Origin of the sequence: Neobacillus sp. WH10 (genome assembly GCF_030123405.1) — a bacterium.
Taxonomy (GTDB): Bacteria; Bacillota; Bacilli; order Bacillales; family Cytobacillaceae; genus Neobacillus.
Window position 1 is genome coordinate 2,889,520 of record NZ_CP126110.1, and the last position, 16,998, is coordinate 2,906,517.

The window sequence follows — 16,998 nt, forward strand, 5'->3', positions numbered from 1 at the left end:
TCATCAAAAGGATGAAACCTAAAGATTTTACCCTAAAAAAGGAAAAAGTTCTGTTGTTGCTTTAGAATAATGTTTAATTAAATTGATAATATTAACCTTCATAAACGAAGAAAGAATGTGTTTTGAAAAAAATTGATCAAAACACACTCTAAACATATTTAATTAAATCATTCTTTTATAATAAGTTTATTCATTTATATAACCATTATTTAATAACGCCCCGTTGGTTGAATAACAATTGATTTATATTATAACGTTAATAGTTTTTAGTTTTGTTTCCTTTTGATTTTTTAAATGGCTGAAAAAGTGTGTCCTCCAATTTTTCATAAATACTTAGAATATTTTTAGTAACTCTTAATTTAGGTACTATGAAATATATGAAGGTTGCAGTTACAAAGCTTATTAGTATTCCTGCTATAACATCAAATGGATAATGAACACCTACCCAAATACGGGAGATGCCAACTAGAAAAGCTAACATTATCCATAAGATTGACCAACCTCTTTTGAAAAGCCAAAAAGATATACAATATGAGAAGAATAAAATTGTATGGTCGCTTGGAAAGGAATTATCTTTTTCTTTCTCAATTAGCTTATTTACATCTGATAATTCTACAAATGGTTGATAATTTGAATGAAATTGACCTGATATTTTACCAATGATAAATGCACAAATAAAAGTGATTGTTGCACATAGAATCATTAACCTATTGTTTTGGTCACGAGTAAACCAGATAATAACAACACTTAGTGCAAGTAATAAAACCATATTTTCAGCAATAAAACTAAAAACAGGATTTAAATATGTATACTCTTTTCCTAAGTCATTAACCAATCTAAATAATGAAATATTAACTTCAGAAAGATCCAAACCGAGCCACCATCCTATCTCTTTTTTCTATATCTTAAAAGAGAGCTATGGTGATCTGCCATCGATTCTAATTACATTTAATGACTTTATCTAACAATTTTGTAAGATTGATGTTAGTTCCTGTTCAATATCTACAATTCATCTTTTTATAAAAGGTTTAACTTTTTTCAAAAAGGATATATTAGAAACGGTTATACTTGTTTTTAAGATACATCTGCTATGATCGCTCGTATCTATAAATAGAACCAGGTAAAAAATTTTCCTGGTTTAATATCCTTCGTATTATCTTACACAAAAAAAGCACTTTCCCCTTCGATCTAAAATTATATTACATCGTTGTTTCATCCCCAGAATTTTTTCTGAATAAGTGGACAATGAATGTTCCCATGAATACGGCGATTATTATACTAAATAATACGACTTCATCCATACGGAAACCAAATGCAGAGATAATCATTTTTATTCCAATAACACCAATCAAAAGAAAAGCAGTTATTTCAAATTCAGGAACTTTTTCAATCAATGTTATGAATAATTGAGCGACCCCGCGCATCATTAAAATCCCCAGCACCCCTCCAAGGAATAAAACCCAAACTTGATTAGAAACGCCAAATGCAGCAATCACACTGTCAAAACTGAAAGCAATGTCCATTAGTTCTACGGTTAAAACCGTTCGCCAAAATCCCATTTTCTTATTTTGAACCTCATCTTCCTCTTTCTTAACAAAATTTTGAAAAACTATCCAAAGAAGATAGTGGCCACAGACAATTTTTATCCAAGGAATGTTGATTAACGAAACACCCAATCCAATTGCCACAACTCGGAAAAAATAAGCACCAAATATCCCATAGAATAGAGCTTTTTTACGTTGGTCCTTAGGCAAGTGCTTTACCATAACCGCTAGAACGAGGGCATTATCAGCAGATAATAATCCTTCAAGAATAATGAGGGTCCCAATAATTCCCCAGCTTGCAGGATCGGTTACAACATTCTCTAATGTCTCAAATGAAAAAAATGAACTATAGGTATTAATTATTTCTTGTAGGAGTTCCATCCGCTTTTTTTCTCCCTTCTTATCTACCCAAAATAGCAAGTTATTACTTTATAATCAAAAGCTTTCTACAATATAAACATAAAGCTTGTACCCTAGAATTTTCCCTCAACCCAAATTGCACTCTACTCTATATGTATGTAGGGCTTATAGATATATGAAAAAAAAAAACCAAACATGCTATTACATGTTTGGTCAATAAACTCAGGTGGGGCTTATTTTTTTTGGTGATGATAGCCCCGTTCTCCATAGGGCTGCAGCTGCTCTAACCACTTTTCTTCAAGCTTTTGCAGTTCTTCTTTTTCGTTAAAATAGGCTTCTTCCTTCTTTTTTAGGATTTCTAGAACTTCAATTTCAAAGGCTTCCTTTCCAAATTCCAACCATTCTTTTTGAAGTTCTTTATTCCTATTCCCGCCTGTATCAAGCATGAATTTTAATCCGTTTAATGTCTTCAAATTTTTGGTGCTGCCTATGTAAATCTTTTGATTTTCCGTGTTTTTGATTTGAAATATCCCTGCTTCTATCGGAGTCTCTTTATATAATTGCTTGAGTTCTTTTTTACGATCCATATTATTTACCACCTTTTTTATACTACTTTTTAAGCCAGTAAAGGCTTCCATCAGGCTTTCGATCCAAAAACCCGTATTCTATTAAATATCTTCTGATCATTGCATAATCATCATGAAAAGAAATCAATATTTCATTTAATTCTGCTTCATTATAAGTATTTTCACGGTTAAGTTGTTTAACAATCTCGCTCAATACAACAAGCCTTTGCTTTTCTTTCAATGGAAATTTCTTTAAATGTCCTTCTGTTCCATTAAGAAAATATTTCTTCACTATTTGCTCCTGTTCTTCCTGTGTAATATTGTACCGTTCGTCAACCATCCTAGCAGTTTTAGGCGGCGGCACAAAAGCTGAAGCATGATTATCTTTTTCCTTTAAAAGTTCCATCATCGTCAAAAAGGTCTTTGCTTGTCGTTCCTTCTCTTTTAAGGCAAAACGATGATGCCTAATAGTGGATACACTACCTATTCCCGTTTCCTCACGCACTTCTGTATCAGTTTTACCTTGATAAAATAAACGAAGAAGATGATTTTGGTGATCAGTCAGCCCGGTGAATTTTTTATCAAGTCCAAGCAAATACTCAAAAACCGAATGGTGAGTCTCTTCAATATGAATTCTCATATATCTTTCAGCTTCATAAAGAATCCCCTCATATGGATAAACAATCCCCTTTTCCACATTTTCGCCGCAAAGAAGGCATATAAAAGAATCAGCCTTATCAATATACCCACTCTTAAGTTCTTCGACCGAGGCATTCCAAAAAATTTCCGATAGTTCCATATTGCATCCACCTACTGACATATTTATCACTTTTATAAACATTATATAATTTTGTTTAATTATTTACAAACAAATTAATTAAAAGTTTATTAACCTATGTATTAAATAGCTCGATTTTTTTAGGTAGACAGTTCCAATAATCCATTTTTTTCCGTTAATTCGCTTTTTTGGAATAGACGGTAACAATAAACCTCTTTTTGTGCCCGTGAACCCACTCTTTCGGGATTTACGGGCACAATTAACCCTATTTCAAAGTAAATCAGATGAATTAGAAGGAATATTTTTTATACCTTATCGAATAAATGTATAGAGTAAAGTTTCACAAGGAGGAATAGAAGAATGTATCGTACAATCGAAGAATTTGTGAAGAACTGGTACCATGAAGCAAACTCGACACAAAAAGTTATGGATGTACTGACAGATGATTCTTTGAAGCAGGAGGTGGCTCAAGGTCACTGGACACTTGGAAAACTTGCATGGCATATTGTTACTTCTCTACATGAGTTGATGTCTCAAACTGGACTAAAATTTGATGCTGAGGTACCCGGGAGCCAAGTTCCATCTTCTGCAAAGGAAATAGCTAATAGCTATCGTCAGTCAAGTGAATCCATGATCGCTGCAATAAAAGAGCAATGGACAGACGAATCATTAATAGAAATGAAAAATATGTATGGGGAACAATGGCCAAATGGACTAACACTTTTTATCTTAAATTCTCACCAAATTCACCATCGTGGTCAAATGACGGTTCTAATGCGTCAAGCAGGTCTGAAAGTACCTGGAATATATGGACCTTCACTAGAGGAAGGGGCAGCGTATGGAATGGAAACACAAACTAATTAATTGAATTCTCTCTTAGGAGGTACAGCCAACATTTTACTATATAATGTTAGCTGTACCCCAAAAACCTATATAACGTGATCCTCCTAAAGAACCTTTCGATACCAATTACATAAATGTTTATTTCCTGTTTTCGTGGTATTTTTAAATTTTTTAGGCTATTTTTCTAATTCCATTTTCTGAGCGTTGTAGGTCATCTTCATCAGCCCAGGGTAAATATTTTGCGAGGGTGAACGCCTTTCGATTCTCTTTAGATAAACATTTTGGAAGTATTCCATTTTCAAAACGAGCCACGCTTTAGACCAACGAAACACCTCTCACTCGGTTAGCAAATTGATAAGCACACGCAATAGCATAGGCCCCGCCACCTCAAACCCTGATAAAAGAAAATTGGTTGATATCTAATTGATCAGCTAGATCTTCCATATCATCTCCCCAATCTAAAACGGTTCAATCAGGTTTCTCATGATATCCCGAATCCAGGTCGGTCAGATGTGATCAGTCTAATCCCTAAAGAAAATATCTTGACAAACAGAAATTAATTTAATAAAAAACTAATGAGGATATATTTTTTCATTTTTCAGTAATTATACTACTTTATCATCCTATTATTTTTTGGGAGGGAAATCTATGAGCAAAACGATCCTTATCGCTGATGATGAGCTAGAAATTATCACCTTGTTAAGATTATTCCTTGAGATAGAAGGATATACAGTAATTGAAGGAAACAATGGCGATGAGGCATTATCAAGCATTCAAAACAATCACATTGATCTAGCAATTATCGATATTATGATGCCAAAGCTCGATGGCTATCAATTGATCAAATTAATAAGGAAGGAATACAAGCTGCCCATTATCGTTTTATCAGCTAAAAACGAGGAAACGGATAAAATTCTTGGCCTTGGTCTTGGTGCAGATGATTATATTTCAAAACCTTTTAGCTCTATGGAAGTAGTTGCTCGCGTTCAAGCCCAGCTTCGTCGAACCTATGAGTTCGATAAAGATGCTTCACTGGAAGCAAGAACTTGTATTGGAGATATTGTACTTGACCACCATGAATGCATTTTGTATAAGCACGGGCAACCCATTCAGCTTAGTTCAATGGAATATAAGCTATTAAAACTTTTTACGGCAGAGCCTGGACGTATTTTTACAAAAAAACAGATTTTTGAAAAGGTTCGGTCAGATTATTTTTTTAACGATGATAATACGATTATGGTTCAAATTAGTAGACTTCGGGACAAAATTGAAGATCAGCCGAGGAATCCAATTTATATAAGGACGATTCGCGGACTAGGATATCGTTTCTCTAAAAACGAAGAGCTCAATGGCAAGTAAAAATAAGCTAGCCGAAAATCTCATAAAAAATTATGTTTTCTTTTCAATAACAACCGGAATGATCATCTTTCTTCTATTAGTTATGTTTAATTACCGTTTGCTTAATGAATTTGGCGAATCTGATTTTGCGAAAATTAAAGCGAGTGAAATCGTACAACAAAATTATGTTGATATCCAGTCGGAAGCAATTGAAAAGGTTCATGGATGGATAGAAATTCTTGATGATCATTTGCGTGTTATCTATGTTAAGGGAGAAAAACAAGATATTTTTTTAAGCTATACAGAAAAAGAAATAAACCGCCAATTCTATGATTTAGATGATAATTTATATCATGCTACTTTAGCACCTTTTGAAACGAAAGATGGACGTACATTCTATTGTTTTGTTAAAATTCCAAAAAAATACTTATCAACCAGCTTTCAATTTTCACAAGAATCAAAAGAATTTATACCAATATTTTGGAAATTTCTATTACAAACATTAGCCCTATGTTTTCTCCTATTCATTATCAATGTATATATTTATAGCCGCTGGACTGCTGGAAAAATAACCAGTCCCCTTCGTTATATCTCTGAAGGAATCAGAAATGTAGCGAATGGCCAATTCTACAAAAGACTTCATTTTAAATCTAACTACGAATTACAACAACTTCAAGAGCAATTTAATATAATGGCAGAAAAACTAGAAAAAGCAGAAATGGAGAAAAAACAATTAGAGGAAAGTAAACAGCGTATGCTTGTTGATATTTCCCACGATCTCAAAACGCCCATCACGTCGATACAAGGCTATATTGAAGCGTTGCAAAGAGGGCTTATTACAGATGAGAAAAAGAAACAAAGAACACTTGACCTTATCCACACGAAAACAAATTTGGTCACAGCCTTAATTGAAGACGTATTTGAATTGTCCAAGCTAGAAAGTCCTGACTATCCATTTACAAAAGAACGTTCAGACATTACAGAGTTTATTCGTCAAATGGCTATAGAATTTTATTATTCATTCAGTGAAAAGAACATCAATTTTCATGTGGATATTCCAGAAGAGGAAATAAGTATGTCCTACAACCACAAGCTTTTATACCGGGCCGTTTCCAATATTCTCTCTAATGCATTGACCTATAATCCCGCGGGAACAAAGGTGCTTATTCAATTAAAAGAAGAAACTTCATATGTTCGTGTTTCCATTATTGATAATGGAATCGGAATTTCTGAATCGTTAAAAGAAAAAATATTCGAACCGTTTGCCCGAGGAGATCATTCGAGAAAAAGCGACGGAGGAACAGGTCTAGGTTTAACTATTTCTAAAAATATCATTAAAAAGCATGGTGGCCAAATTGAATTAGATACGAGCATGGGGAAAACAGTGTTTCAAATTACATTATTTAAATGAGTTAACTCAGAAAGGCTCCAGCAATATATGTAAAGGGTTCGGTTCTAAAAATAAGTGATGAAATGACAGTCGTTCTGGCATTTTATGAATACCGAAACCTTAATAAACTAAGCACCCTATTAATTTACTTGGACGTATTCAACAATTACAATATTTCGATATACCCTTCTGTTCCATGCACGCGAATTCGTTGCCCATCTTTTATCATTTTGGTAGCATTTTCCACTCCGACAACTGCTGGTAGCCCATATTCACGTGCGATAACTGCTCCATGCGTCATCAGTCCACCAACTTCGGTGACTAGGCCTTTTATGGATACAAACAATGGTGTCCAGCTAGGGTCAGTAAAGGAGGTGACTAATATATCTCCATCTTCTAAATCTGCATCTTCCATGTTTAAGATGACACGAGCGCGTCCCTCTATAATTCCAGAAGAAACAGGTAGACCTACAATAGCTTCGGCTGGGAGATTTTCTCGTTTGTACTCACCTGCAATGATTTCACCATCAGACGTGATAACACGTGGGAGAGTTAGTTTTTCATATAATTTGTACTCGTCTTTTCGTTTGCTGATGATCTGGTAATCCAGTTTATTTGTGCGTACGACTTCGCTAAGTTCTTCAAAAGTGAGAAAGTATATATCTTCTTTTTCATGAATAGCATTGGATTGAACGAGTTGTTCGGCTTCTTTCAGTAAAGCCTGCTTATAAACGAAGTAGCGATTAATCATGCCGTATTTTGGATATTCACGATAACCAATGAAATTCCGGATGATGCTAATCATTCGTTTTGTCTCATTGGCTTTTTGTTCACCATCCGGCAATTGCTTCAATCGATCTAATAACTCTTGTTCTTTTTTCAAGGCAACACGCCGCCCTTGCTCAAATTTCCGATTGCCAGCGTTCGGTTCAAAGTTTTTAATATTATTGAGAATCAAGGGGATAAGTGTAGTTGGTTTTTCGCTCCAACGACTTCTGGTAATATCGATTTCTCCGGCACATCTCATTCCGTATTTGTTGAGATAAGCATAGATAGCGTCTCGGGTTTTTTGTCCACCTTCAAACTTAACCAATTCATCCAAAAAGTTATCATCTTTTACATGTTGTAAATAATCAATTACTTCTGGATAAGGACGAATCACATCTGCAACATCCAATAATGCTAGACCCATTTCCGAAGTAATATTGTTTGGTACTGATTGAGAAAGCGTGTCTGCTACGTTTTTTTCACCTAACCACTTCTCTATTTTTTTATTGATCCATGATGAAGCATCTATAGCTGCCATAAATACACGCGAACTCTGTGGGTTAAATAATATCTTCTTTAATTGCTGGATATCTTCTTGAATAAAATCAATTAAAACCGATCCTGATTTCGTTTGTATGTTTTGTTTTAACTCTTCTATCGATCTTTGATTACTCTTGATCAAATCAGTAACGATTTTCGGGTCGTTTTCGAGTTCTGTCAGCATATCTGTATTGTTTCTGCTGCGACTCGGTGCTTTTACATCATTTGGTAACGATTTTATAAAATCTCCTCGCTCTATTATGGTCATAAGTGCGTCTTTCATGAGCGGATCGTGTTGTCCCATGGCATTTAATAAAATTTCTCTACTGACAGGTGATGCCAGATTATGTGTGACATCAACAAACAACCTCCCACCAGCTTTACGCATGGGTGCAGGAGTCGTTAACAGAAAAAAAGACAATCCCAATGGTTTCATGGGGTCGGTCATCATTTGTTGATGACCAACAGATACATAAACGTGATTTTCTTGATCATTCGCTTCAGGGATGGGGAAAAGCGTAGTGATTGGCCGACTCTGGACGATATAAAATGTATCACCAACCAAACACCATTCGATATCTTGTGGGCAACCAAAATAAGCCTCGATCTGTCTTCCGATACGTGCTAGTTGTAATATTTGTTGTTCAGTAAGTGTTTGAGTCTTTTGCTGATCAGGATCAATCTGATGTGTCTCAATTCCGCCTTCTTTTAGTCCATAGATAGCCAATTTTTTGGTTGCTATCATCTTATAGACGATTTTATCTTCCTGTACTTTATAACAATCGGCAGATACCAAGCCAGAGACCAGTGCTTCTCCAAGTCCAAAACTGGCATCGATTGATAGTAGCTTTCGGTTAGAAGTAATCGGATCAGCGGTAAATAAAATCCCTGATGCCTGTGGGAAAACCATACTTTGTACGATAACGGATAAATAAACTTGTCTGTGGTCAAATCTATTTTGTATTCGGTATATTACCGCTCGATCCGTAAATAGGGAAGCCCAACATTTTCTGATATGCTGCAAGATGGCTTCTTTTCCGATGATATTTAAATAGGTGTCTTGTTGACCAGCAAAAGAGGCATGTGGCAAATCTTCAGCGGTCGCACTAGAACGAACTGCATAAGCATGTTCATCGTCAAACTGGGAGAAATAGTCAGCAACTGCTTTCACAACATCGGAAGGAATTTCTGCTTCCATTATGATTTGTCTAATCTTCCTGCTGATTTCACCAATTTGATCTCGATCCTCTATTTTTAGCATTGTTAGTTGATCCAACAAAGCTTGAAACGTTTCGTTTTGTTCGATGGCTTTTTGATATCCTACTGTTGTAATACAAAATCCTTCTGGTACTAGTATTCCTTGAATTTTTGATAATTCCCCTAAATTTAACCCTTTTCCGCCAACGAGCAAAAGCTGTGTTTTTTCTATCTCCTGAAAACCGAGAACCAAAGAACTCATTCTACATCCCTCCTAGCCATTAATGTTCTATTGATTTTAGCAGTAGTAAATGAGAATAAAAAGTCTATATTAACCATTTATTTAATGCTATAATTAAATTAGGAAGAGTTCAAAAAAATAGCTAGACCTTATCATAAAGTAAGCTGTTGCCTCGATTCATCCCCTCGAAATCAGCTCATATACCTTTTAACCCACAATTATGAATATGATTAATATCAACTTTTTTCCATTTAATCTGTTTGTTTTCCCTAAAATAGCTTATATTAATATGAGATTTCAAGCTTTTATTAAACTAACCCCCCGTTAAAGAAGGATCAAAAATATTGGTACTCAAAACGGCACTGAAATTGACAGTAGTTTTAGCCCTCTTTTTTAATTGTACAATACTTATTTTCCATTATAAAAATGATGTCAATTGCTATGTCAAAGTTAAAGAAATTCCGCAGAAACCTTGATAAATAAAGAAAATGACGTATTTCAATTCATACGTCAATTCTTGCGCCATTTATTAAGAAAGCGCCCGAAAACGGAACCCTTTACAGTATATGCAAAGAGCCTTTTTACAAATTACCAGATACTAATTTCGTATTCCGATGTCGTTCATTAAGATAGTGCCTTTCTCTGTTAAATCAAATTCAAAACTTATTTTTTGCAGTGCTAATGGATTAAAATGACTGTTCACTTGCTTAAAGTCAGTTAATTCAAAACTATAGTTTTGAAATACTGGTTCCTTCGTTTCTCCAAGGTTTTCAAAAGGCCATTTAAGCAGTTTGCCTTCGATCATTGGTACTAATTTCGAAATATGACTTAAAGGCAAGCTAGCTTTATTTCCATTTTTATCTTCAACTTTAACTGTTAAATCAATCAAATCTTTGTGATAAGATGTAGTTTTTCTTTCACTGCTATCCGCCATCGAAAAGACGATTGAGCTATTTTCAGTAAAAGTTATGCCCTCATCCGGCAGGACAACTGTATAAGAAGTAGTATCTGAATTCTTGCTGCCATTCCACCCTAACCTAACAGCACTATATTCATCCACTCCATACTTCATTTTCACCTTTTCTTCCTTCCACACCTGTAAATTCTTTCCGTTTAGTTTACCTCCTGGAATTGTTGTACTCAGTAAATCGATATCCTCGTCGTATGTTGAAATAAAGTTTGTATTCGAGTCTTTATAATTACTAATATAGATCGTATCAGGAAGCCATTCTTTCGCATAGCCAATATCCCTGAAAATATTTTCGTACTCTTTCTCATTCTTCAATGTTCCATCTAAGAATGCAGAAATGAATACTTTTGCTATTGTTTCTTGGTCAGCTCGTGACATAAGCTGTTTTAAATTAAAGAGCTGATTCCCCATCCCTACTCCATCGCCTCTACTCCAACGACGATTGAATTGCCCATGATTAGCTCCATAAATATAGACAGATGCAGTCATAAAGTCTTCCTTATTTGTAAAACTTACTCGATTATATTGACTTGCGCTAGCGAACGTATTTACATCCATATCATGTGCTCCATGCAATGCCAAGAAATTCACATTTTCAAGAGGAATCGTCTTACCAGAAGCCTTGTACTGTCCATTCGTCCCCGCAATAGAAATTAAGGTACGAATATGAAAATTATAATCAAATTTAATATTACCATTATCAGGAAAATTATTTAACTTATTAAAAGCAGTAGCAATCGCAATCGCTTCTCCTCCACGAGAATGACCGATAAGGGCTATTTGATCCATATTTACTTTCTGATAAAACGGGTTTTTTTTATCGGCATTCCACTCCTTCCATGTTCTGATATGTTCAAGTATTAACCAACCTCTTGCTGGGTTTTCATTCTCTAAAGCACTGATCATAAACATATCGTTATATGGAGAGGCATTTAGAAAATTCTCATCAATAGAAACGAAAATATAGCCGCGACTCGCTAGCAGCTCACCAAGATAATCATAACCAGGATCAGAATAGCTTGTCATCATATGATTTCCATGCACAATCACAACTAAAGGGAATGGCCCTTCTCCTTCTGGATACCATACTGATCCATTCAGTGGCATTGCTTCAGGTCCAAAGCCAACCGTTTTCGATCTAAGAGAAGACCATTTCTCCAAAAAAGATGATCCATCCACCGTTCTTGTTAAGAGAGAATTATGCTGTTTAAACTCCTTTCGGTAACTATTTTTACTGCCATATGTGATCGTACTAACTTGATATCGTCCTTTCGCTATCGGACTTTTCAGTAAACCTTCATCATAACGTGGGGAGTTTTTCAATTCCTTCAATGTTACTCCAGCGACTTCTGATTCGCCCTCATTGACAACCCAGAACCAAGCAAACCCGAGAGCTACTGTCATTGATACAAATGATCCGCTAGCTACAATTTTCTTCAGCATTGTTGTATTTTTGTAACTACCTTGAATAAATTTATACAAAACAGCACCCCATATAGATAACCCGACGATAATAAAGAGGACAACTGCGCTAGAAACATATAAAGGTCCTACAAAACAGATATAAAGTAGCACAAATGAACTTAAAAATAGCCAAAGATAGCGGCTAGGCATTTTCTTGATTCCGTGTACAAGTAGTGTGATAAACCCACATAATAATACAACAACCACAATAAATAAAATTGAACCTACTGCAAAATCAATAAAGCCCCGCTCCCATAATAAATAATGCGCTTGAATTAAGAAGAGAAACAAAACCGCCAACACAAGAACAAATGATGCTCCCTTCCATCCTGGTGATAATGACTTAATCCTATTTCGTTTTAATTTAATTACACTTAATAGTTGTGGGACTTTCTCTTTTTTCGTCTCCATTCTTTTCATCCTCCTTAGACAACATCATTGTTCCTTCTCACTACAAAATTTTACAGGATGTTTCTTTCTACATGCTTACTTCATTCTTTCAATAACCTTACAATCATTCATAAGGAGATGTATCTGTTCTTACCTCTATGTTTTACTTTCATATTCCTTATGGGGTTGTGCTAAGATACGTGTAAAAACAAGTCAAAGGATCTCTTTTATTACTAATTTCACTCTTGAAATAATGTTTGATTAAACTACCTCTATAAACGTTGACAAAAGACCAAATAGAAAAAGCGTGTTTTGAAAGAAGATTGATCAAAACACGCCTTAAATATTTTCAATTAACTCAATCTTTTATATAATGTTACCATTTAAAAAACCCCTTCTTTTTTTGAAGAGATTTTTGAGTTAATTTTAAAGTTTCTTTAGTGACAAGCTTCTTCTAACACTGCTTTTTAGCCACACATTTCATAGATATTTAAGTTGCCCAAAATGTTTTACCTTTTTCTGCGAGTTCTTCATTTGTATAAATTCCTGTATCAAAATTCCCCAACATCCATATTTAGTTAATTTATCCCAGAAGATATAATTAAGAACGACTATTCAAAATTAACCATATTCGAAAAATAAATTTAAAGGCTATCCTCGTTAATTGACTGATTATCCCTCTATCTTAAAGTAAATCTACATACTTTTAGTTTTGTCTAAGGCTTCACGTAAAGTAGTTGCCAATTTGAAAGGATCATCGTTTCCCCAAAAATGCATAAAAAACAGACGTGGATTCTCGTTTAACATATGATTATGTAAAGCAGTTACTTCAATCCCTTTTTCTCGTAATGTTGTTGCAACCGGATTTACTTCTTCAGCAGTAAGTACAAAATCCCCAGTTATAGCTGCTTTCCCATTTTCAGTAGGCTGAAAATTTATTGTTGTTGATACTCCCATAGCAGAAGGAATTTCCATGCCATTTTCGATGATTTTTTCCAACCGAGGAATACTTACATGATAAACACCATTTGAAACTGTACCTTTATGTCTAAAGATTTTATCCAGCTTCTGATTATTAATTTGAAAGGAATAAGAGTCACCTTTTTGGTCCTGATATATTTTGGTAAGTTCCAAACCTGAACGTATGGATTTCGCTAATTGTACCAGATTACCATGTCCCTCAATGTGCATATACATGATCCGAGGCAATTCACCTAATATATGATTATGAATCGCAGTTACTTTAATTCCTTGTTTAAATAGTTCACTCATGACAGGTTGAATTTCTTTTTCCGTTAGAACTAAATCACCCATAACCATCGTTTGGTTAGCCACTTGTTTAAAAGCAATCCATCCCCCTAAAGCCAATCCTGTACGGATTGGTATACCTTTGACCCTTACTTTCAAATCATTACGCGGTAAACTGACATAAAAAATTTCACCTTTTCTCATTTCACCTGTTTTTCCTATTTCTTTTTCTGCAAGTTTCCATTGTGGTAAAAGTTTAGTTGTAGTCAAATGGTTATGTGAATAATCCTTTGCGTGGATTAAGCTGTTGAATGAAAAATTACCAAATATTAAAAAGGCAATTATTGTCATATATTTTCGTATGTGCATAGAATAAGTCTCCTTAGGTGTGTAAATCTATTTTATGCTATTAAAATCCCCTAATTTATGCTTTTTCTTGCACATTAAATTTAAACACACATCTACCATCAATTTATTTATCCTAATGCTAATTGCACTATCCTGCCCGATCCTTGAATAGGAAAAAAATAACCATCGTTATAAAGAATCGCACCCGTTACTTTAAGTAAATTCGCTCAAATCCTCGGGATATACCGAATGTATTTTTGAAAATAATAAGATTGTTAAACAATAAATTGAGGAGGACTTGTATTATGCAACAGGATCAACAGACTAAAGAGATTTTGGGTTCTATTATGAAACCAGAGTTTTCCGGAACTGATGCACAAAAAGTAAAACAAGAAATTCAAAAAGATGTAAGTGAAGGACAAGGATCAATGACTTCCCGAGAGGCAGGAGCAATGCGCGATTAAAAAACCACTTTTGAGTGGTTTTTTATTTTTCTGCTTCAAAATAAAACACTTTACATCTCTCATTTTGATTTGATGGAGATGCTACTAATTTAATGATTAAGCGCAGTTGGTTTGTAAGACCCCCTCAAGCGATTGACAGTGAATATCTACCTAAAGAAAAAAACAAATAAATATAGTGGGCAACTCTAAATATGGCATACAACTTGCATAATTAAAGAGTATCATCTCCCTTAGATTGTCAACTGTCTTGGTTGCCGTAAAGAGCATTGGTTAAGTGACACGATACGAGTGTATTCCGGGAAAGTGTTAAATCCCTTCTGAGAGCAGGAAACAATTTATATAATAAAGGAGAAAATAAATGAAGGCATTGATCAGATTTGACGACAAAGTTTGTTTGATTACGGGTGCGGGAAGTCATTCCGGCATCGGTTTTGCTGTTGCTGAAATCATCGGTAATCTGGGCGGTAAAATAGCTATTACAGCTACAACGGATCGAATCTTTGAACGTGCAAATGAGCTGAATCAAAAAGGTATCCATGCCAGAGGTTATATCGCTGATCTGATGGATCGTGAACAGGTTCAAGGACTTATAGATACTGTTATAGCGGAATTTAGCAGCATTGATATTCTTATCAATAATGCAGGAATGGCACAGATTGGTTCACCCGAAAGTCTTACAGAGTTCGCCATTCTGGAAGATGAGGAATGGGACCTGGGCATTTCCCGTAATCTGACGACCTGCTTTAACGTGACGCGAAGGGTAGTCCCTCATATGAAAAAACATGGATACGGAAGAATTGTAAATGTTTCTTCTGTTACCGGTCCATTAGTCAGCTTTCCAGGTGAATCAGCCTATAGTGCCGCAAAAGCTGCGATGGTGGGAATGAGCAAAGCGATTGCCATTGAAATAGCCAAGAACAATATCACGATCAATAATGTTGCACCCGGCTGGATTGCCACAGGGTCACAGCTTGAGCATGAAAAAATTGCTGCCCTTCACACACCAATTGGCAGGGCAGGACGACCAGAAGAAGTAGCCCATACAATTGCTTTCCTTGCATCGGAGCAGGCGTCCTATATCACCGGTCAATTGTTTGTTGTTGATGGCGGCAATATCCTGCAGGATTACAAGGGACCTCAAGCTCCTAAATAATGAAATTACCGGTTTTTTATGGCGGTGAACGATTAAATCCATTATAAACAGGCTAACAAGTAAATCAGCTGGTCAAAGATGCCTGATAAGGATACTAGTGAATGCGATTTTTCCTATGAATCGTGTATCCTAATCTTATACATCCTATGGTAGCCCATGAAAAAAGTATCTCTTTTAGTTTCTAACTATTCAATAATGCATACATTATCTATAAATTCATAATAATAGATATTCCACCTAAAGTATTAAGGTAATAAAAAGAGCAGAAATTTAATGCACATAAAAATAATACCTAATATGAGAAAAGCACTCATTACATAGACTCTTTTTTTCTATTTGTCAGCAAAATCATTAGGAGTAATCTTTTCTTTAATCAAATTTTTCGTATCTTTGAAAAAGAAAAGAAGTAGTTGTAAAAATACTAATAAATTTAGGATGATACTAGAAATGTTGAACATGATTAAGACTGATGATATAAATGGAAATTTGCTTTATTTTGCCAACAATTAGTAATAAACCCACAGAAATGAATTCCGCGGGTCTTTTTTATTAATTGTTGATTAAAACTACATCATTTTTATCATGGCTTACCGCAGATTTTGATTTTTCAAATGCTAAAACAGCTCCAAACCAGACGAAAATCAGATGGATATAAGCGAAGGAGATTTCCAGCAGGTGAATATGAACTGGAACGATAAAGCTAAGAACTTGAATGGCAAACACGATAAAGACAAAAATAGCAGGCGCTTTTGGTAAGATCTTGGCACGTAAAGCAGAAATTCCTAAAAGTAAGAGTCCTAGAAAGATCCCTGGAATAATCGGGATAAATATTGCTAGCTGAAGTGGAAATCGATCCACCGCCATGTTGTTTAGGAGATCACTTACATGTTTAAGATCTGCGGCAGTATGAACAAAATCAAAGATAATCGGATAAGCGATGATCTGTACTGGTCCATGAAAAATTTCAAGCATCAACCCAATAAACAAAAGCGGATATGACAGCCAGCCCCACCATTTTAATCCAGTAGCCTGACGTAAGAATAATGCTGGTAATCCCATTAATATAAATGTAGATGCATAGGCTAACAGTACATGAATGTTGACCGCTCCTTTTAGAAATTCAGGTATATCTTTTAACGTTTCAGGTACGTCACCCAGATGAACAAGTTGGCCTGTAAACCCCATTAATCCTCCCAACAAAAGGATGATCCCGCTGAATTTAAGATAGCCTTTTGGAATACTCATTATTTTGTTCCCCCTGTTTTAATTGATTTTTCTTACACTTGAATCATACCATCCCACCACTACCCGAACGGTAGAGGCTCTTTTTCCCGGAAGGCGGGAATTCATTAGGGAATAAAAATATTATTTACATAATAATCTGATTATTGATACG

At 35.1% G+C, this 16,998-nt stretch carries 13 protein-coding genes; 5 read left to right on the plus strand and 8 right to left on the minus strand.

Translation table 11 applies throughout. The features are described 5' to 3' along the window. Positions 1-256: 256 nt before the first annotated feature. The 4 genes from QNH20_RS13635 to QNH20_RS13650 form a co-directional block, all read right to left on the minus strand. Complete coding sequence (locus QNH20_RS13635; RefSeq protein ID WP_283918550.1) at positions 257-871, minus strand: undecaprenyl-diphosphatase; 615 nt, start codon at positions 869-871, stop codon at positions 257-259. 328 nt (positions 872-1,199) lie between these two features. Beyond that, complete coding sequence (locus tag QNH20_RS13640) at positions 1,200-1,925, minus strand: TerC family protein (RefSeq protein ID WP_283918551.1); 726 nt, start codon at positions 1,923-1,925, stop codon at positions 1,200-1,202. Between the two features lie 212 nt (positions 1,926-2,137). Next, complete coding sequence (locus QNH20_RS13645) at positions 2,138-2,491, minus strand: GIY-YIG nuclease family protein (RefSeq protein ID WP_283918552.1); 354 nt, start codon at positions 2,489-2,491, stop codon at positions 2,138-2,140. A 22-nt stretch (positions 2,492-2,513) separates the two neighbouring features. Next, the gene (locus tag QNH20_RS13650) at positions 2,514-3,269 is read right to left on the minus strand and encodes a DUF2087 domain-containing protein (RefSeq protein ID WP_283918553.1); all 756 of its coding nucleotides are present in this window, start codon (positions 3,267-3,269) and stop codon (positions 2,514-2,516) included. Positions 3,270-3,608: 339 nt separating this feature from the next. Here QNH20_RS13650 and QNH20_RS13655 point away from each other — a divergent pair, with 339 nt between their 5' ends. The 3 genes from QNH20_RS13655 (at position 3,609) to QNH20_RS13665 (ending at position 6,840) form a co-directional block, all read left to right on the plus strand. Continuing rightward, positions 3,609-4,112: a DinB family protein gene (locus tag QNH20_RS13655; RefSeq protein ID WP_283918554.1), complete on the plus strand. Its 504-nt coding sequence runs from the start codon at positions 3,609-3,611 to the stop codon at positions 4,110-4,112. A gap of 627 nt (positions 4,113-4,739) precedes the next feature. Then, the gene (locus tag QNH20_RS13660; RefSeq protein WP_283918555.1) at positions 4,740-5,450 is read left to right on the plus strand and encodes a response regulator transcription factor; all 711 of its coding nucleotides are present in this window, start codon (positions 4,740-4,742) and stop codon (positions 5,448-5,450) included. Beyond that, entirely contained in the window at positions 5,440-6,840 is a 1,401-nt protein-coding gene (locus QNH20_RS13665; protein ID WP_283918556.1) for a sensor histidine kinase, read from the plus strand. The genes QNH20_RS13660 and QNH20_RS13665 overlap by 11 nt, the downstream gene beginning before the upstream one ends. 145 nt (positions 6,841-6,985) lie before the next feature. On the opposite strand, the gene ppsA is transcribed toward QNH20_RS13665, so the two are convergent. The 3 genes from ppsA to QNH20_RS13680 all read right to left on the minus strand — a co-directional run bounded on the left by ppsA (position 6,986) and on the right by QNH20_RS13680 (position 14,006). Next, complete coding sequence (ppsA, locus tag QNH20_RS13670; protein WP_283918557.1) at positions 6,986-9,586, minus strand: phosphoenolpyruvate synthase; 2,601 nt, start codon at positions 9,584-9,586, stop codon at positions 6,986-6,988. A gap of 577 nt (positions 9,587-10,163) precedes the next feature. Beyond that, positions 10,164-12,410 carry an alpha/beta hydrolase gene (locus tag QNH20_RS13675; protein ID WP_283918558.1) on the minus strand — a complete coding sequence of 749 codons (2,247 nt, stop codon included), beginning with the start codon at positions 12,408-12,410 and terminating at the stop codon, positions 10,164-10,166. A gap of 675 nt (positions 12,411-13,085) precedes the next feature. Continuing rightward, complete coding sequence (locus QNH20_RS13680) at positions 13,086-14,006, minus strand: DUF1259 domain-containing protein (RefSeq protein ID WP_283918559.1); 921 nt, start codon at positions 14,004-14,006, stop codon at positions 13,086-13,088. A 284-nt stretch (positions 14,007-14,290) separates the two neighbouring features. Here QNH20_RS13680 and QNH20_RS13685 point away from each other — a divergent pair, with 284 nt between their 5' ends. Then, positions 14,291-14,449 (plus strand): hypothetical protein, encoded by a 159-nt coding sequence (locus tag QNH20_RS13685; protein ID WP_283918560.1) that lies wholly within the window; start codon positions 14,291-14,293, stop codon positions 14,447-14,449. 358 nt (positions 14,450-14,807) lie between these two features. Continuing rightward, positions 14,808-15,602 carry an SDR family NAD(P)-dependent oxidoreductase gene (locus QNH20_RS13690; RefSeq protein ID WP_283918561.1) on the plus strand — a complete coding sequence of 265 codons (795 nt, stop codon included), beginning with the start codon at positions 14,808-14,810 and terminating at the stop codon, positions 15,600-15,602. Positions 15,603-16,151: 549 nt separating this feature from the next. On the opposite strand, the gene QNH20_RS13695 is transcribed toward QNH20_RS13690, so the two are convergent. Further along, positions 16,152-16,847: a hypothetical protein gene (locus QNH20_RS13695; RefSeq protein ID WP_283918562.1), complete on the minus strand. Its 696-nt coding sequence runs from the start codon at positions 16,845-16,847 to the stop codon at positions 16,152-16,154. Positions 16,848-16,998 lie beyond the last annotated feature (151 nt).